This window comes from Alteribacillus sp. JSM 102045 (assembly GCF_041949975.1).
Taxonomy (GTDB): Bacteria; Bacillota; Bacilli; order Bacillales; family Marinococcaceae; genus Alteribacillus.
In genome coordinates, this window is sequence record NZ_JBHFQG010000001.1 from 1 (window position 1) to 18,010 (window position 18,010).

14 protein-coding genes are annotated in these 18,010 nt (G+C 38.7%); 10 read left to right on the forward strand and 4 right to left on the reverse strand.

Annotated features, from left to right (window positions below; translation table 11 throughout):
• Window positions 1-154 precede the first annotated feature (154 nt).
• The 3 genes from ACE1TI_RS00005 to ACE1TI_RS00015 are packed head-to-tail and all read left to right on the forward strand — an operon-like array spanning window position 155 to window position 4,322.
• Window positions 155-1,435 carry a glycoside hydrolase family 38 C-terminal domain-containing protein gene (locus ACE1TI_RS00005; RefSeq protein WP_375005518.1) on the forward strand — a complete coding sequence of 427 codons (1,281 nt, stop codon included), beginning with the start codon at window positions 155-157 and terminating at the stop codon, window positions 1,433-1,435.
• A 31-nt stretch (window positions 1,436-1,466) separates the two neighbouring features.
• Window positions 1,467-3,425: a BglG family transcription antiterminator gene (locus tag ACE1TI_RS00010; protein ID WP_375005519.1), complete on the forward strand. Its 1,959-nt coding sequence runs from the start codon at window positions 1,467-1,469 to the stop codon at window positions 3,423-3,425.
• A gap of 33 nt (window positions 3,426-3,458) precedes the next feature.
• On the forward strand, window positions 3,459-4,322 hold the full coding sequence (locus ACE1TI_RS00015) for a carbon-nitrogen hydrolase family protein (protein WP_375005520.1): 864 nt from the start codon (window positions 3,459-3,461) through the stop codon (window positions 4,320-4,322).
• A gap of 125 nt (window positions 4,323-4,447) precedes the next feature.
• Here the strand turns inward: ACE1TI_RS00015 and ACE1TI_RS00020 are convergent, their stop codons facing one another.
• Both ACE1TI_RS00020 and ACE1TI_RS00025 read right to left on the reverse strand, forming a co-directional pair.
• The gene (locus ACE1TI_RS00020) at window positions 4,448-4,930 is read right to left on the reverse strand and encodes a hypothetical protein (protein WP_375005521.1); all 483 of its coding nucleotides are present in this window, start codon (window positions 4,928-4,930) and stop codon (window positions 4,448-4,450) included.
• A gap of 123 nt (window positions 4,931-5,053) precedes the next feature.
• On the reverse strand, window positions 5,054-5,362 hold the full coding sequence (locus tag ACE1TI_RS00025) for a DUF5634 family protein (protein ID WP_375005522.1): 309 nt from the start codon (window positions 5,360-5,362) through the stop codon (window positions 5,054-5,056).
• A gap of 209 nt (window positions 5,363-5,571) precedes the next feature.
• On the opposite strand from ACE1TI_RS00025, the gene ACE1TI_RS00030 reads away from it, so the two are divergent.
• From ACE1TI_RS00030 to ACE1TI_RS00045, 4 genes are all read left to right on the forward strand, one after another.
• Window positions 5,572-5,997: a DUF1259 domain-containing protein gene (locus ACE1TI_RS00030; protein WP_375005523.1), complete on the forward strand. Its 426-nt coding sequence runs from the start codon at window positions 5,572-5,574 to the stop codon at window positions 5,995-5,997.
• 48 nt (window positions 5,998-6,045) lie between these two features.
• Window positions 6,046-6,114, forward strand: coding sequence for a YjcZ family sporulation protein (locus ACE1TI_RS00035; RefSeq protein ID WP_375005794.1), 69 nt, complete (start codon window positions 6,046-6,048; stop codon window positions 6,112-6,114).
• Between the two features lie 243 nt (window positions 6,115-6,357).
• On the forward strand, window positions 6,358-7,752 hold the full coding sequence (locus ACE1TI_RS00040) for an FAD-binding oxidoreductase (protein ID WP_375005524.1): 1,395 nt from the start codon (window positions 6,358-6,360) through the stop codon (window positions 7,750-7,752).
• Window positions 7,749-8,735, forward strand: coding sequence for a bile acid:sodium symporter family protein (locus tag ACE1TI_RS00045; RefSeq protein ID WP_375005525.1), 987 nt, complete (start codon window positions 7,749-7,751; stop codon window positions 8,733-8,735). Before ACE1TI_RS00040 ends, ACE1TI_RS00045 begins: the two co-directional genes overlap by 4 nt.
• A 73-nt stretch (window positions 8,736-8,808) precedes the next feature.
• On the opposite strand, the gene ACE1TI_RS00050 is transcribed toward ACE1TI_RS00045, so the two are convergent.
• Window positions 8,809-9,816 carry a CE1 family esterase gene (locus ACE1TI_RS00050; protein ID WP_375005526.1) on the reverse strand — a complete coding sequence of 336 codons (1,008 nt, stop codon included), beginning with the start codon at window positions 9,814-9,816 and terminating at the stop codon, window positions 8,809-8,811.
• A gap of 352 nt (window positions 9,817-10,168) precedes the next feature.
• Window positions 10,169-11,911: a sigma 54-interacting transcriptional regulator gene (locus ACE1TI_RS00055; protein WP_375005527.1), complete on the reverse strand. Its 1,743-nt coding sequence runs from the start codon at window positions 11,909-11,911 to the stop codon at window positions 10,169-10,171.
• 510 nt (window positions 11,912-12,421) lie between these two features.
• Between ACE1TI_RS00055 and ACE1TI_RS00060 the strand changes: the two genes are divergently transcribed.
• From ACE1TI_RS00060 to ACE1TI_RS00070, 3 genes are all read left to right on the forward strand, one after another.
• On the forward strand, window positions 12,422-13,753 hold the full coding sequence (locus ACE1TI_RS00060; RefSeq protein WP_375005528.1) for an aminotransferase family protein: 1,332 nt from the start codon (window positions 12,422-12,424) through the stop codon (window positions 13,751-13,753).
• Window positions 13,754-13,975: 222 nt separating this feature from the next.
• The gene (locus ACE1TI_RS00065) at window positions 13,976-16,003 is read left to right on the forward strand and encodes a hydantoinase/oxoprolinase family protein (protein ID WP_375005529.1); all 2,028 of its coding nucleotides are present in this window, start codon (window positions 13,976-13,978) and stop codon (window positions 16,001-16,003) included.
• A gap of 26 nt (window positions 16,004-16,029) precedes the next feature.
• On the forward strand, window positions 16,030-18,003 hold the full coding sequence (locus tag ACE1TI_RS00070; RefSeq protein ID WP_375005795.1) for a hydantoinase B/oxoprolinase family protein: 1,974 nt from the start codon (window positions 16,030-16,032) through the stop codon (window positions 18,001-18,003).
• Window positions 18,004-18,010 lie beyond the last annotated feature (7 nt).

Genomic DNA, 18,010 nt, shown 5'->3' on the forward strand with positions numbered 1-18,010 from the left:
CTTCTTTTACTACTTGTAATTTAAAGTCGTTGGAGTAAACTTGTCGTTTCATTTTCAATCAACCCCTTTGATTCTTAGTGTAACGAAGTTACTTTTCGTTGTCCAAGATCGCTAAGGGGCTTTAGAGGATCAATACGTATGGACATCTAAAATTATGTTGTTCGCTGAAGTGGTTGGATTAGGTTATGAAACGTTTTATATGGTAGAGAATCATACAAATCAGCTGGATCATTCTAATGTTTATCAACATGGTGTATTTTCAAATGATTACTTTCAGGCTGAGATTGAATCTAATGGATCAATAACGGTGAAAGAACATACTTCAAATAAGGTTTTTCCCCATTTAAATATATTTGAAGAAAGCGGGAATGCCGGAGATGAGTATGATTTCTCTCCACCAAGAGAAGATGTCATCATAACGACACGTGATTCTGAACCAGAAATTTTAGTGGTGCATAACGGCCCCTTATTTGCAACTGTGAAAATTGGTCACATTATAAAGGTACCTGTCGATACAGATGTTAATAAACGATCCAAAAAAAAGGAATCTGTCATCATTGAGACGTTTGTAACAGTAAAACGCCATGAAGATCGGATAGATATTAAGACAGTTATTCATAACACAGTTAAAAATCATAGAATTCGGGCGCTTTTCGAAACGGGTGTAGTTACTAATACTCACAAAGCTGATCAACAATTTGGCGTCATTCGCCGGGACAATCTGCTGCCGCAGGTTGATTATTGGGAAAAAGAACAATGGGAGGAAAAATACTATCCCATTTATCCTCACCAAAAATATGTAGATGTTTCTGATGGGGAGAAAGGACTTTCCGTCCTTAATAAAGGTCTGCCGCAATACGAAATTTTGGATGGGAATACACCAACCATTGCACTTACATTGTTGTGTGGAACAGATTATATGGGGAAACAAGATTTAATTCACCGTCCTGGAAGGCGATCAGGACTTCATGTTGAGACACCTGACAGCAGTCTGTTAGGCAGGTATGAAATGGAGTATTCTTTCATCCCCCATTCAGGAAATGAGGCAGAAGCTGAAATTGGTTTGAAAGCGGATGAATATACTGCCTCCATGGTTGCAGTGCAAATCAATGAACCCTCTGATACCCAAAGGTTTAGTGATAAAAATAGCTTCTTTGAATTAGATCATCCTTTTATGGCCATCAGCGCAGTAAAAAAGTGTGAAAATGATGATAATGTGATAATAAGAATTTATAATACAACGGATAAGGAAATTCCTTTCGTTCACGCACAAATAAACGGAAAGTTCTTCAAGAAAGCGGAGTTGGCAGATTTGAACGAGAAACCACTTTCTGGAGATGAAACAGCTGACAAGTTCCAATTCCATAAAGATACGATGGTAATAACCAATATTAAGGAAAATGAAATAATTAATATTAAATTAAGCAGAGTATAGACTTTTATTTGTGAAAAGGGGGCATCATTGAATGATTTTATCCATTCGATTAAAAGAGATCATCAAAGAATTACTAACATTTGATGGCCCCGTAACAAGTGAATACATATCTAATTTTTTAGGGGTAACCTCCCGTACGATAAGAAATGACATCACTGTATTGAATCAAGAATTAAAGAAAATCGGAGTCCAAATTGATGCCCAAAGAGGGGTAGGGTATTTCCTGCACCCAACGCCCGATCGTGAAATCAAAGAGTTAGTAGAAGAATTGTTTCAGCTTAATGAAACGAAAGACAATAAATTGCCTGTTTTACCGGAAGATCGAGTTTTTTATATCTTGAAAAGAATTATTATGGCCGATGATTTTTTAACGATTGAACAATTAGCTAATGAATTATTTGTGAGTAAATCAACAGTGGATAACGATTTGAAACAAGTGGAAAAATTACTCAATAAATTTGACGTGACTATTTTCAAAAAACCTAATTACGGGATCAAGCTTGCTGGAAATGAGATGAATATTCGTTTTTGTTTATCTGCGTATTTGTCTGATTTCAAAACTGATAAACTTGATGAAAATGAATCTGTAGTAGAAGGAATAGATATTGAATTAATTAAAGCCATTACCAAGAAGCATATTAAACAATTGCCTTTTCAAATTGCTGAAATGCCTTTTAACAATCTGATTATGCATATTGCTATCGGCATCCAGCGCATTAAAAAAGGAAAAAGTATTGATGTAGAGGCTATAGAAATAGCACCTCTTGAAAATAAAAAAGAATACTTTGTAGCCTCTCACATTGTCACTTCATTAGAAGAGGTATTTTTCATAAAAATTCCAAAAGAAGAAATTGCTTATATCACGATTCATCTTCTTGGAGCGAAACAATTTCAGGACGGAAAGCTTTCACAAGAAGAATTTATGGAATGGATAGGGAAGAGTAATTATCAACTGGTCATTGATATATTAGATGAAATAAAACGAGCATATCGCATTGACCTTGGTGACGATGAACTCTTCTTTGGTTTAGGTTTGCATTTAAAATCAGCGTTGAACCGAATGAAATATAACATGAACCTTAAAAATCCAATGCTGCAAGACATTAAAAATAGCTATCCCTTTTCTTTTGAGCTTGCTATCGCAGCCTCTAATGTTATTCAGTCTAAACAGGAGGTTGTCATCAACGAAGAAGAAATTGGATATATCGCTGTCCATTTAGCAGCAGCCATTGAACGAATAAAAAACAAGAAAAAGCGTGAGATAAGACGCGTCGCTATCGTTTGCTCGTCAGGCATAGGTACAGCAAAATTATTGGCCGCGAGTATTGAAAGTGAATTCCCTGGATTAACGATTGTCGGTACGTATCCTGCTTATTCTTTAAAAGATATTAAGGAAGAAGGAACTGACTTAATCTTAAGTACAGTTCCAATTAATAAAGAATGCACCATACCAATACTTCAAATTAACGCCTTATTAACTGCTGAAGATATAAATAAAGTGAAAAATTATATATCTAGTAAATATTTAAATGAGGATAAAGAAAAATCCTTCGAAAGAATGCAAAATTTATTTAGTGAGGATTTATTCTTTACTGAAATCGACAAAACAGACCCAATAGAAATAATAAAATCAATGTCTCATGCCTTAAATGTAAAAGGGTACGTGAACGATGATTATGTAAATTCTGTCCTTGAACGGGAAGACATTTCGCCGACTTCAATTGGGAATTTAGTAGCGATCCCTCATCCATTAAAACCGAACGCACTTGATTCCTGTATTGCGATCGGAATATTGAAGAAGCCTGTAAAGTGGGGAGAACATACTGTTCAATTCATTTTGCTTCTCGCATTGAATGAAAAAGATAAAGAGGAATTCAGCTCGCTTTTTAATAGGCTTTGGAATTTAGTTCAAGACAAAAAGTTAGTTGCAGATCTTTGTAAAACGTCCAAATTCTCAGAAGTTTTGTCGAAACTAGAAAGATTGAAATAATGGGATAAAGATGAGACATGGGAGGGGATTAACGTGGCTAAAATAGCTATAGGGCAAATTACACCCGAAACGGCACAAATAAATAGTAACCTGGAAAAAATGAAGCACTATACAGAAGATATAGCAGTAAAGGGTGCGGAATTAGTAGTATTTCCTGAGCTGGCTTTATCTGGTTACAATTGTGGAGATTCTTTTTTTGATATAGCTGAGTCTATTCCAGGTGCCTCTACCCAATTTTTAGAGAAACTAGCTGTAAAGCATAATATTTATATTATTTGGGGCATGCCTGAAAAAAGTGTGAATGGTGTACTATATAATGCAGCTGTACTTGTAGGGCCAGAAGGTTACATTGGAAAATGGAGAAAAAATACTCTTCCAGGGCATGCAACGGATAAAACAGGTCCTGGAGCCTTTCCTGACAGAAGATACTTTAAGGCAGGCGAAGATTTACCTGTGTTTTCTACTAATATAGGAAAAATTGGCGTTCTTATTTGTTATGATATTTTCTTTCCCGAATTAGCCCGGATGTTAACATTAAAAGGAGCAGATATTATTGTAGGAATATCAGGCTCCCCTTCATTTGAAAAAGATATCTTTGAACCTATCGTAAAAGTGAGAGCGATGGAAAATACAGTAAACTTTGTTTACACGAACTTAGTTGGGAAGGAAGGAGAAACGGAATATTGGGGCGGCGGCTGTATCATCGGAGCCGGTGAAAAAGATACAAAGGTTCCTGGAAGCCCACTATTATGCAAAGCTCCATATGAAGGAGAAGGTATTACTTTAGGAGACCTGGATATCGATCATCACAATCAGGTTCGCCCTTACTTCCCGGTACTAAGGGATCTAACAACGAGAATGTATGAACAACTTGCAGAACTTCATAAGAAAAATTAATTATAACTAAACTGTCGCAGAATGAGAGATAGAAAGATCAAGTTGAAACATTTAGAATAAAAGGTTCCCTTAACGAGAGGGAACCATTTTTTCTGTCTGCATAGTAAAGATGTCGTTTGCCAAAATTAATACCATGCTCCTTGTGAATTACTGTACTGGGACTGCCCCTGCCACGCACCACCCCCTGTGATTTGCATTGTCGTTTGTTTCGCATTTTGTAAATACCGTTCTGCCTCATTCTGATGAAGGATAATGCTTTGAATAAACGGTTTGTAGGAAGAGGGAGCGGCATTTTCCATGACCTGCAAGCCACGGCGTACACCGCGGTCTTCCTGTTCGGCGTTTTGTATGCAGTTGGTCAAGGTTTGTACGAGGGATGGCCCGTTTTCTCCATTCATTAACCTTTGGGCCGATCCACTTGCGGTCACTCGATGATAAGAAGCAGGAACGAGATGGGAATGCATTTCTGCATTTCCTTGTAAATTTTCGGTTTCGGGGATATGAAACAACTGGGTGCTCATGGAACAAACCATCATTTCACTGAACAGACTGCGATTTAACTCAATTACAACAGGTTGCCACATTTCATTTTGTCTCAAAAAAAACACCTTCTTGCCAAAGAATATGGTGGGTCATCGCCTGCCATATTGTATGTGGCTTACGCTTATTTGTTACCAAAGCTTAGTAGGGCCATCCAGCAAAAGGGTGTGCAAATCGCACCGAAAAGAAAATCACATAAGAAACCGTTGGAACACTTCATCTAAATCATCATAACCCGCTACATCCAAATTCGAAGGTTCGTCCGTTTCCACCATCCATCCTCCGGGAGCACGAGCTAAATGGCCGTCCACATTTTTGGTATACGGAAGATGCACCATATAAACCTTCCCGTCCTTTCTAACCGTGTACCCGACGTAATAGGTATTATCCTGGCCTTCTTCTTCAAAAACACCTATGTTGTCTATGTTGTATTTTTCCATAAGCGGCTGAAAAGAATCCTGCAGCTCATTTATTAGTTGATCACGCGGTATAAATTCCATCGTATTCACTCCTCCAGCTATCATTTCCCTTAATATGCTATTTTTTCTAGGATGTCATTCATATAACAATATATATAACAAAACCCTTTTTGTTCCGTAATACTTATCAAAAATTAGAAGGGATAATAGTTTTTACTCTTAATGTATTTATCCAAGCAACAATGACAAAAATTCATATTCTATTTAAAACCAATAAAAGGAGGGTTTTTTTGCATTTAGAAAAATTAAAAGAGCTATGTGATATAGTTGCAGATATTTTAGATGGAGAAGGTAGTGTAACCGAAGATGGAGTTTGCTTAATACAAAGACTGCGTGATTTAAATTTTACTATTGATAGAGTTCCAACACGTTCTCCCCTAGTTAGACCGCAATTTTTTTCATTTGAATTTAGAGATGGCAGAGTATTAAATTTAGGGGAAACTGTACTTTTAGAAGAGGAAATCAACCCCCTGCTAACTGAACTACGTAAACGTGATATAACGGTTACAGCTATTCACAACCACTGGCTTTTTGATGAGCCTCGTGCCATGTATATGCACTTTCAATCCACAGATGACGATCCAATTGTATTTGCTAAAAAAGTTGCAGCAGCATTGAAAGTTTTGGATAGATCAGATAGAAGAAGGAGATTTTAAAGACCTAATATTTATTTATATACAACCCAGCATTTCTTTCAGACATCGGTGATAAAATTATCGCCTTTATTGTTTATTCTTTTAATTATTGTAGGTGCTAGCTTTGTGAAATATTAAAATAACATTTTCAGGCAAAGGAAATCGTCTTTTGCCTCTTTTCTTTAATTAGTAACGGAATGAAAGAAGTTTCTTTATTGTCTACGAGCGATATCTCTTTTAATTTTCCAAGTAACGCTATAAAGGGTTTCATAAATTTTGATTGAAAGGAGTGAACTGTAGTGAAAACTGTTTTAAATTATTAGATTATTCTGTACAATTAGATCACGAGAGATATTAGCTGCTATTAAAGGAGAAATGTTTATGAGCCTAACAGTAGATCATGTATTCCATGATTTGAAAGCGTTTCTAAAAGATCATCAGGTAACGATGAATGAAACGATGAGGGAACAACATAGTCATGACGAGTCGTATCACAAAAGCAGTTTACCGGATGTCGTTGTTTTTCCTGACAGTGCTGATGAGGTAAGCGGGATTGTGAAAGTGGCAAATGAACATCATACACCAATTATTCCTTATGGATTGGGAACTAGTTTGGAAGGTCATGTTATTCCAAATGATCACGGTATTACTATAGACTTTTCCCAAATGAACAAAGTCCTGGAAGTTCGGGAAAAAGATTTTTTAGTTCGAGTTCAGCCAGGTATCACACGATCTCAATTAAATAAAGAACTTAAAAAATATGGACTTTTCTTCTCCGTTGATCCTGGGGCCGATGCTACTCTAGGCGGCATGGCAGCGACGAATGCCAGCGGGACGACATCCGTAAAGTATGGTGTGATGCGGGATCAAGTTCATGATTTAGAAGTTGTTCTTGCCGATGGACAAGTCATACATACAGGCAACTTAGCACAAAAGTCATCGTCGGGTTATCATTTAAATAGTTTATTTGTCGGCTCAGAAGGAACATTAGGCTGTATAACTGAATTAACATTAAAGTTATATGGCATTCCTGAGCATATCGTGGCTGCTAGAGCCTCTTTTGCCAGTATAGATGACGCAGTGGAAGCCGTTGTTTCCATTCTGCATGCGGGTGTACCGATTGCAAGAGTGGAGCTTATTGATGAGCCTTCCATGAAGCAAGCTAACTTGTTCAGCGATACCAATTATAAGGAAAAATCCACCTTGTTTTTAGAGTTTCATGGAAATGAACCGGGACTTAACCATGATGTGGAATTTACGAAAGAAATCGTTGCCGATCATCATTGTGAAGAGATTTATTTTGAAGAAGATAACGCAGCAAGAAACCGTTTATGGGAGGCAAGGCACAATCTCGCCTATGCTTATATCCATGGAAGTCCTGGCAAAAAGTTAATGGTAACCGATGTTTGTGTTCCGATTTCCGAATTAGCAGGAGCGATAACACACGCTCGAGAAAATGTGAATGAATTAGACCTTCACGGGGGCATTCTTGGCCATGTGGGGGATGGAAATTATCATGTTCTGCTTATGTTGAACACGGAGGATCCGGAAGAAGTCAAAAAAGCAAAAAAGCTGAATGAGAAAATTGTGGACTATGCTTTACAGCGCGGCGGCACCTGCACCGGTGAACATGGAGTAGGCATCGGTAAAATGAAATATCAGCAAAAAGAGCACGGCTCGGCGCTGCAAGTCATGGAAAACATCAAAGCAGCATTAGATCCAAAGGGAATTTTTAATCCGCACAAACTGGTTCAGCCAAAAAGGAGAAGCGTATGAAAGGCCTGGAAATGATAAGTAACATAGCAGGGAAGTACTTTGCCATTTGGGTTGTTGGTGCAGCTGTAATAGCCTATTTTGTTCCAAATCCTTTTCTCTTTTTTAATAGTTATATCACTATTCTTTTAGGAATTGTGATGTTTGGAATGGGGCTTACTCTAAAGCCTGTTGATTTTAAGCTGGTTCTCAGCAAACCGCTGCCTGTGATTATTGGCGTGTTCGCTCAATTTTTGATGATGCCGCTGATCGCTTTTACTATTGCCTATGCCTTACATTTACCGAATGAATTAGCGGCGGGTCTGGTTTTATTAGGTGCTGTCCCTGGGGGTACAGCTTCTAATGTCATGGTTTATCTAGCGAAAGGAAATCTGGCACTCTCTGTTGCTATGACATCATTTTCTACTTTACTTGCTCCTGTGGCCACACCGCTTATTTTATTGGTGCTGGCAGGACAATGGTTACCGGTCGATCCGGTCTCGATGTTTGTGTCGATCGTTCAAGTCATCATTCTTCCGATAGCGCTTGGACTGATGATTAGAAAATTATTTCCAGCCGCCGTTAATAAAAGCAGTTCAGTTATCCCATTAATCTCCGTTGTTACGATCATTATTATCGTATCTGCTGTTGTATCAGCAAATGTGGAGAGTATTGCTACCTCCGGGCTTCTTATTTTCTCAGCTGTTATGCTTCATAATCTATTAGGACTGCTGCTTGGATATACTGCAGCATGGCTGATGAGGTTGGATGAAAGTAAACGACGAGCCATTTCTATCGAAGTCGGCATGCAGAATTCCGGACTGGGAGCAGCCCTGGCTGCAGCCCACTTTGGTCCATTAGCGGCATTACCTAATGTCATAGCAGCAGTATGGCACAATATATCCGGCCCCATCCTTGCCACGATTTGGTCCAAAAGACCAGGGAACACGAAAGGGGAGGTATCCCTTCATCCAACAAAACCTCGGGTTGAAGATGTTGGAAAATAAACATATGACAAATAGAGCATGAGACGTGAGGTTTAAAGGTCTCATGCTCTTTTTCGTGTGGCAGTACGGTCAATTACTTACCGCATTGTCTTTTCGCCCCCGGCAGCCGGTGTGTTTTCAGTTCGTCCCAAATCACCTGGCTTCCATTAATATGGCGGGACACGAGACCAATGGATTCTTCAGGTGCATACTGCGGTCCGCCGGGCCAGGTATGGCCTGCTCCTTCCATCTTATAGAAGATCACTTCTGTTCCGTATTTCCCGCCGCTGTAAACTTCCCGGCGGATTTTTGTTGGATCGTCTTCAGCGGTTTGAGGTAAATACGTCACTCTTGGCTTTGGAGCCGTGTTATTTGCCTCAACCCAGTAATCTACGGTAGCTTCTGCACCTAGAATGATATTCTCAGCACCTTCATATGGCACTATAGTGTCGTTATCTCCCATGAATAAGACAATAGGAACGGGTCCCTTTGGAGTTTTTTCTGCAATGGAAGAGGCTAACGGTCCCGTTACAGCTCCAATCCCTGCGATACGGTCTGATAGCTCTACAGCCAAGCGGTGCGAGAAGAGTGATCCGTTCGACATGCCGTTTGCATAGATTCGGCTTGAGTCAATATTGAAATTTTCTTCAAATCTATCAATAAGCTCGGAAGTAAAACCTACATCATTTACGCCGGCACGTTTCTGCGGGGTTTCTTCCCGGCCGTCGTTCCATTGAAAACGGTGGCCAGAATCTTCATCTATATAATCATCTACTATCTCTGTGCTGTCAGGGAATACTACAATAAATCCTTCTTTTTCTGCTATTTCTTCAAACCCGGTTAGTGATATTTGTTCATCCGAATTGCTGCCTCTGCCATGGAAAGATAGCATAAGCGGAACGGCTTTCTTTCCATTGTAAGAACTCGGTACATAATATTGATAGGTTCGCTCGTATCCATCAAACTCAAAGGAATCACGTTGAATTTCGCCCGCCTGCGCCTCCTGGACAGCAGACTCTTCTGCAAAAGTAATAGAGCCTAGCGACATAATCAGCATAACACTCATAAAAAGGGAGATTGGTAACTTTCTTGGCTCAGTCATAGCATCACTCCTCTCTATATTGTTAATATTTTAAATATTACCACAATAAAAGAGGGAGCGGAGGTAGTACGACAAAAGTTTACAAAATATACTCTGCCCTGTGAATGATCAGCTAGTTATTTGTGTAACAGCATGTAAAATTCTTTATGAAGTTCATTAGACTATTAATCAAACGTTTGATTAATTAAAAGAGTGTTAGAAGTGAAATAAGGATTAAACCATGCTGATTATATTGATGAAGAGGCAACACAAAAAGATTAGGAAGTTAGATGCTGGCCTATCAGCCATTGGCTCAGATTTTATAGCAAGGACAAATTAGGGCATACTTGTGGTTTGGACTGCGAATGTTGAATTATTTAATGTACTTTTGAATTTTCCGTAGAGCTGTAGACTGATTGACGCCAAGAATCTCTCCTACTTTGTATGAGCTTTTTTGCTGTTGATAAGCTTTATGAATCAATTGTTTTTCCATTTCTTCTTTTGCTTCTTGCAGGGTGCATAAATGCCGAACTTCAAGGACTGAGGTATCTTCCGATGAAGTATCCGTATGTTCAATGCTCTCATTGTGCCGTATATAATCGGGCAGGTCGTTTAATGATATTTCATTTTTTTCTGCCGTGACGACTAACCGTTCAATAATATTTTCCAGCTCTCTTACATTTCCAGGCCAGGAGTATTTCATCAGTGCATTTTCGATTTCAAGTGTCGTTTGCGTGTTGAGCCCATACTTTTTATTGAATGTATCCATAAAAAAGTCGATTAAATACGAAACATCTTCAATTCTGGTTCGCAGCGGGGGGATTTGAATCGGAATAACGTTAAGACGATAATACAAATCCTTCCGAAACGCACCTTCCTTCACAAGCCGGCCAAGATCCTGATTTGTCGCAGCGATAATGCGAACATCTACATGAATCGGTTTGGAACCGCCCACTCGAACGATTTTTCTTTCTTGTATCGCTTTTAATAGCTTCACTTGAAAATGGAGAGGAATTTCACCGATTTCATCTAAAAACAGTGCACCGCCGTCCGCTTGTTCAAATAGCCCCTTATTCCCCTCTTTTTTTGCTCCTGTGAACGTACCGCCTTCATAGCCAAATAATTCTGATTCGAACAAGGAATCAGGAATCGCCGTGCAGTTAATATGAACCAGGGTTTGTTCGGAACGATTGCTTTTTTTATGAATGGCATTGGCGATAAGCCCCTTTCCTACTCCTGATTCTCCCGTAATCAAAACGGTGGAATCTACCCGAGCTATTTTTTCAACGAAAAGCATTAATTTCCTCATGTTAGGTGAAAAAGCTACGATATCAAAATCCTGGTCATGAAAAGAACTGAGCTCTTCCAGCTCTAATTTATAAGTGTCTAGTAAAAATTCCGTTCTTTCCATTTTCTCTTTGAGATGTTTGATCTCCGTTAAGTCTCTCGAAGTGTAGACAATGAGTGAAATGTTTCCGTCATCATCGAAAACAGGGTTGCCAATGACATGAATCGTTTTATTGGCTCGTGTTCGTTGAATCATGGATACTTTTTCTTGACGCTGTATGATAGTGGGATAAAAAACAGGAGAATAAAAGCCCGCTTCTCCGAGTTCATCAGTATAGCGTCCAATAAGTTCTTCTTCCTTTATCCCATACAATTCTTCCCCGGCTGGGTTTACACGAAGAACTTTCCCGTTTCCGTCTGTCACAAAAATCTCATCAATGCTTGAATTAATAATGGTTTCAAGTTCTAATGTTAAAAGTTCGGACTGCTGGAGTTTTTCCATTAATTCCTGCATAGGCTGCAAGTTTTTAATTCTGCAAATAACTTCTTCCCCCGCAGCAGAAAAAGTTATAGTATCAAACATTAACCTAATATTTTTATGTTCAACATCATAATGGGTGGGAAATGCTTTTTTATTGTTGCATATTTCTTTCAATTGGTCGTCCTGTGGAAATAAATCGGTAAACAATTGTTTGGATAGATTATCTTTAGACGTGGGAAGGAGGTCGGCTGCATTTCTATTGTAAGCAGCTATGCTGCCTCTGTTATCTAAAATAATAATTCCCTCATGCTCGTTTTCTAAAAGGGGAACTTTTTCATTTGTATTCATATTCAGCACCTGCTTTCCATAGATTAATCATGCACCTATGCATGATTAGTGATGCATAGATAAATTATTTTATAAAAAACACTATATATTATTTAGAAAACTGTCAATATACTAATTTTTTAGAAATAAGGTCGATGCAATATACTTTTATTGACGTAGAAGCGGCGTCCCAAATATATGAATATACTCTAATAAATTTTGGCATAAGTATTGCAATATATTGTGGATGAACCAGAAAGGAAAAAATTAAGCAAACGGAGGAATACTGCATTGCTGTACATGGATGGAAATTGGATTGAAATGTTGTCAGAAGAAAAATGACAAGTTAATAACACGGCAACAGAGAAGATGTTGAAGGAAATTGCGGCAGAAGGTACGGCGGAAACGAGACCAGCTATTGAAGCTGCAAATAGAATGTTCCCTAAATGGAAAAATAAAACAGAAAAAAAGGAATGTGAGAATATTTAACTGAAAAGTTTGTATTAATTCATTCCTTTAGGAGGAGATACCATGCAAGAACAAAAAATAATAAATCAGAATATGATCGAGGAATTAATTGAATTGGATAAAAAATATTATTTTCACCCTACTTCTTCGCTAAAAAAACAGAAGCAAGAGGGACCTGACTTTATTTTTACAGAGGGGGAAGGTGTCTACCTAAAAGATGTTTACGGGAAAAAAGTATTTGATGGCTTATCTAGTCTCTGGAATGTAAACGTTGGGCATGGAAGAAAAGAATTAGCGGATGCAGCCCAACAACAGATGACCAAGCTCGCCTTCAGTTCTAGCTTCGCTTCTTTAAGTCACGAGCCAGCCATTCGGCTAGCAGCAAAAATCGCTTCATTAACCCCGGGAGATTTAAATTCAATTTTCTTTACATCCGGCGGTTCAGAGTCAAACGACACGGCATTTAAGCTGATTCGCCACTATTGGATCTTGAAAGGACAGCCAGAAAAGAAAATCATTATTTCGCGTAAGCGGTCTTACCATGGTGTTGCAATGGGAGCAACAAGTGCAACAGGACTGGATGCCTTTCATCATTTCACGAATTCCAATGATCCGGATTTTAGGCATGTGAAAAATGATTCAGTGGAGAATTTACAAGCGCTGATTGATAAAGAAGGAGCAGACAATATTGCTGCCTATATATCGGAACCAGTTCAGGGGACAGGTGGAGTACTGCCGACGCATGAAGACTATTTTAAACAAGTAAAAGAAATCTGTGAAAAAAACAATATATTATTTGTAGCAGACGAGGTTATTACAGGATTTGGAAGAACCGGGACGTATTTTGGCATTCAACAATATGGTGTAGAGCCAGACATGATTACGTTTGCCAAAGGGGTAACCAGTGGATATATGCCTCTCGGCGGTGTTGCAATCAAAGAGAGAATCAAAGAGGTATTTGATAGTAAATCAGAAGGAATTTTATTCCACGGATATACGTACAGCGGGCACCCGGCAGCTTGTGCCGTGGCATTAAAAAATATTGATATTATTGAAAGAGAAGGATTAGCAAGAAATGCAAAAGAGATGGGCAGCGTATTGCTAAAAGCATTCCAGGACGTACAAAAGAAACACGATACCGTCGGCGAGGTGCGGACGATCGGATTGCTCGGTGCTGTTGAATTGATTAAAAAAGGAGAAGAGCCCATGGCGCCAAAAGTGGTGAAAGAAACATTGAAAAGAGGACTAATTTGCAGAGGTACCATTTATGAAGGTTCAGATACACTTGTATTTGCTCCGCCTCTGATTGTGACCGAAGAACAAATTCACGAAATGGTTTCTATCCTCGATGAAGCGATTTTTGCTGTGGAAGAAAACGTGTATTCATCGATGTAAGCCAGGAGCTTCTTACCGCTTCATCATGTACAGATGCATTCTATGTATACAAAAAAAGTATGAACTTAACAAAAATAGTGGAAGTGTGAAAATGCAAGGTAAATCTATTTAACTAGAATTAACTTTTCCTTTAATACCTTTCTTATGCAGTTTAACTATTTATCTATTTGCAGTGCTTATTTTTCAGTGTAAAAAAAACTTTAAAAAATGAGGTGTAGATACTTGAAACAATACCGGCTTGCAATTGACGTAGGTGGAACATTTACAGATGTATTCGTTTTTGATGAAAATACGGGGGAAATCTCAGTTACAAAAACACCTTCTACACCCTCAAACCCAGAACGTGGAATATTAGATGGAATTGCTAAAGCGGAGATTGATGGTGAAGAGATAAAGATTTTTTCGCACGGAACGACGGTAGGTACAAATGCGTTAATAGAAAGAAAACTGCCAAAGACAGCTCTTGTTACTACAAAAGGGTTTAGGGATGTTACAGAGATTCGTCGCGGAACAAAACTGGAGCTATGGGACGCTTATGACGATGTAGCTAGACCATATATACAACGAAGAGACCGTTTTGAAGTAACAGAACGCGTAGATTATTCAGGAGTCGTTACTACCGAACTAAATCAAAATGAAGTGAGGGAATTAGCTGCAAAATTAAAGAAGCGTGGCACAGAGTCTATAGCGGTTTGTTTAATGAATGCATATGTGAATGGGGAAAACGAAGTGAAAGTGAAAGAAATACTGCAAGAAGAATTGCCGGATGTATATGTTTGTATTTCCAGTGAAGTATTACCTGAAATTTTTGAACATGAGCGCATGAGTACAACCATTGTGAATGCAGTGCTGGGACCTCCTATTACGAAGTATATAAATGTACTTGAAAATGAAATGAAAGAGAAAGGGTATAAAGATGATATTTTAGTTCTTCATTCCGGGGGAGGAGTAATGACTTCAGAAACCGTTCCCCGTTATGCTGCTAGGATGGCAAGTTCAGGTATTGCAGCAGGAGCCATTGCTAGTAAGCATATTGCTAAACTTTGTGGTTTTAATAATGCAATTGGTTTAGATATGGGAGGAACAAGTACCGATATTTCTTTAATGCATGAAGGTGATTTAAAAATAACAAAAGATTGGTATATAGAGTATGGTTATCCAATTGGATTTCCAAGTATTGAGATACTTACTATTGGTGCAGGGGGTGGGAGCCTTGCTTGGGCAGATGAAGGTGGCTCTTTACGTAATGGTCCTCAGAGTGCTGGTGCTGTTCCTGGACCGGCCTGTTATGAACAGGGGGGAACGGAGCCGACAAATTCAGACGCAAACTTAGTACTAGGCCGGCTTGGGACAAAGCTTCTTGATGGGAAAATAGAATTGAATAAAGAAAAAGCATATCAAGCAGTGAATAAAATTGGTGAGCGCTTTAACTATTCAACAGAGGAAGCTGCCAATGCAATGATACAAGTTGCAAATGCGAATATGTGTGATGCTTTACGTTTAATATCAGTTAGACGTGGATATGACCCCCGTGACTTTGCGCTAGTTACTATGGGAGGTGCTGGACCTTTACAAGGAGCTTATTTGGCAAAAGAAATGCAAATTCCAACAGTCATTGTTCCCCCTCATCCAGGCGTTGCAGCTGCAATGGGATGCTTATTAGTTGATGTTCGTCATGATATTTCAAAAACGTATGTTAAAAACGTTCGTGACGTTTCGATTGAAGAATTGGAACAGGAATACCTGCAAATGGAAAAAGAGGCAGAAGATCTATTACAAGAAGAGGGCGTTTCGAAAGAAGAGTCAACTTTAATGAGGTATGTTGATATGAGATATATGGGACAATGGCGTTCGTTAGCCGTGTCGGTTGGTCGAAACATTCCAACTTTAGAAGATACTTTAAATAGCTTTCACCAAGAACATGAACGTGAATTTGCATTTTCCGATAAAAGCCAATCCGTTGAAATTTATGGTTTACGCGTGACAGCTATTGGTACTGTACCAAAACCAAAATTTCCAAAGTATGAGCCTTCCGGTACGATTGAAGACGCAATAAAGGAAAGCAGGGAAGTGTATTTTGAAGAAGGGTTTATTCATACTACAGTGTATGAACGAGAAAAAATTCCTGTGCTTTCTGAAATACAAGGTCCTGCTATAGTCGATCAACTTGATTCAACGACAGTAATACCACCAGCCTTTACAGCTAAGGTTGATGAATATAAAAATCTCATTATTACTGCTGCAAATTAAAAAAGAGGTGAATTATTTTGGGAAATATGCAAATTAATCATTTAGACTTTGAGAAAAACAATTTAGATCCGGTTACATTCGAAGTTTTAAAGAATGGTTTTATTAATCTTGTCGATCAAATGGCCGAACAAATACTACGAACATGTTATTCATTTGTTATTTATAATCGTGATTTTAGCTGTGCATTATCTGATGCGGATGGGAATACAATTATGCAAGGAACACAGGATATTTCTGTTCACGTAGGTACATTACATTTAACAGCTAAAGCAGTTTTAGAAGACTTTGGAGAAGACATACATCCAGGGGATGTGTTTTTAGTAAACGATCCTTACCGCGGTGGTACTCATTTTAATGATACTCGTGTTATTTTACCCGTTTTTTATGAAGGCCGTCTCATTGCATTGATGCAAACGAATGGTCATTGGGCTGATATGGGTGGGTCTACTCCAGGTTCATTTGATGTTAATGCTAAAGACCATTTTGGAGAGGGGGTAAGAATTCCACCTGTTCGAATTTATCGTAAAGGCCAATATTTGGAGGATGTTGTAACTTTATTATCTTCTAATATGCGTGTTCCTGATGAAAGAGTCGGTGACTTGAGAGCGCAAGTGGAAGCAGCCAAAGTAGGGGAACGTCAACTGCTAACTCTTGTAGAAAAATACGGAATAGATACGATATTGGTTGCTTTTGAAGAAGTTCAAGGTTATGTAGAGCGTTTAGCCAAGTCAAAAGTGTCTTCATTACCAAAAGGAACGTGGGAATCAGTAGATTATATTGATATGGATCCAGACATTGGAGATGGTTTAATTCCTATAAAAGTTAAAATGACGATTACTGACAATCAAGTATTGTATGATCTCGATGGTTCTCATCCTTATATAGGTTGTTTCTTGAATTCAGGTTTTGGTGCTTCTTTATCTGCAGCTTATGCAGGAACAAAGACATTTTTCCCTGAAATTCCATTAAACTCAGGGTTTTATAGGGTTGTAAAGGTAAAATTACCAGAAAATTCTGTCGTGAATGCTCCTTACCCAATAGCAGTAACTGGATTTTGTTCTGGAGCTTACGAGAAGATTATGAATATTTGTTATGAACTATGGTCAAACATCTTGCCAGATAAAGCGATTGCCTGCTCATTCAATCTCGAGTATTTATTAATTGGCGGTACGGATAAAAGACATGGACAAAAAAGTTACTTTATGTGGTATGACTGGATGGCAGGTGGTCATGGGGGGCGCAGTGATAGAGATGGTGTGAATGCACTTTCTCCCGTATTTGGAGTTGGACTTAGTGTACAGCCTTGCGAAGGACAAGAAAGATTGTCACCTGTTATAACGACAAAACATGAAATTATTACAGACTCAGGTGGTCCTGGTAAATACCGTGGTGGATGTGGAGTGGAAAAAGGAGGCACACTTACAGATTTAGATAATACTGTGATGTCTTATTGTTGTGACCGATCTCGTTCCGTAACGTGGGGGATTTTCGGAGGGTTGCCTTCTTATCCTCATGGAGCGTGGTTAAACCCAGGCGAAAAGAATGAACAATTCTTAGGTGCGATTTTTTCAAATGTCAAGGTAAAAAGCGGTGATTCCTTTGTTCGCCCTTCAGCGGGGGGCGGTGGTTTAGGCGACCCACTTGAAAGAGAACCTGAAGCCGTTTTAGAGGATGTTATTGATGAATACGTTTCATTGGAAAGAGCTAAAAAAGACTATGGTGTAATTATTAAAGTGATTGATAAAAATTTAGGTCATCTAGTAGTGGATGATGAGGAGACCGTTAAAGAAAGAAAATTTATCAGAAGTAATAGGAAACAATGGTTAGAGGAGGATCCCCTTTATGTTGAACAATTATATCAAAGCCAAGAAATAGATAAGTTGGATGTCATTCGCCGTTACGGAGTCATCATAGATTATAGTACAGATAAAGTTCTGCTTAAATCCACACAGCAATTTCGAGAATCTATAAAAAAACGTTCTATGGCGTACTGGAAATGATAATAAA

Excerpts from the sequence above, each read along its gene's own strand:
- ACE1TI_RS00005 (WP_375005518.1), top strand. The coding sequence starts at position 155 with ATGTTGTTCGCTGAAGTGGTTGGATTAGGTTATGAAACGTTTTATATG.
- ACE1TI_RS00010 (WP_375005519.1), top strand. The coding sequence starts at position 1,467 with ATGATTTTATCCATTCGATTAAAAGAGATCATCAAAGAATTACTAACA.
- ACE1TI_RS00025 (WP_375005522.1), bottom strand. The coding sequence starts at position 5,362 with ATGGAATTTATACCGCGTGATCAACTAATAAATGAGCTGCAGGATTCT.
- ACE1TI_RS00040 (WP_375005524.1), top strand. The coding sequence starts at position 6,358 with ATGAGCCTAACAGTAGATCATGTATTCCATGATTTGAAAGCGTTTCTA.
- ACE1TI_RS00045 (WP_375005525.1), top strand. The coding sequence starts at position 7,749 with ATGAAAGGCCTGGAAATGATAAGTAACATAGCAGGGAAGTACTTTGCC.
- ACE1TI_RS00050 (WP_375005526.1), bottom strand. The coding sequence starts at position 9,816 with ATGACTGAGCCAAGAAAGTTACCAATCTCCCTTTTTATGAGTGTTATG.
- ACE1TI_RS00055 (WP_375005527.1), bottom strand. The coding sequence starts at position 11,911 with ATGAATACAAATGAAAAAGTTCCCCTTTTAGAAAACGAGCATGAGGGA.
- ACE1TI_RS00060 (WP_375005528.1), top strand. The coding sequence starts at position 12,422 with ATGCAAGAACAAAAAATAATAAATCAGAATATGATCGAGGAATTAATT.
- ACE1TI_RS00070 (WP_375005795.1), top strand. The coding sequence starts at position 16,030 with ATGCAAATTAATCATTTAGACTTTGAGAAAAACAATTTAGATCCGGTT.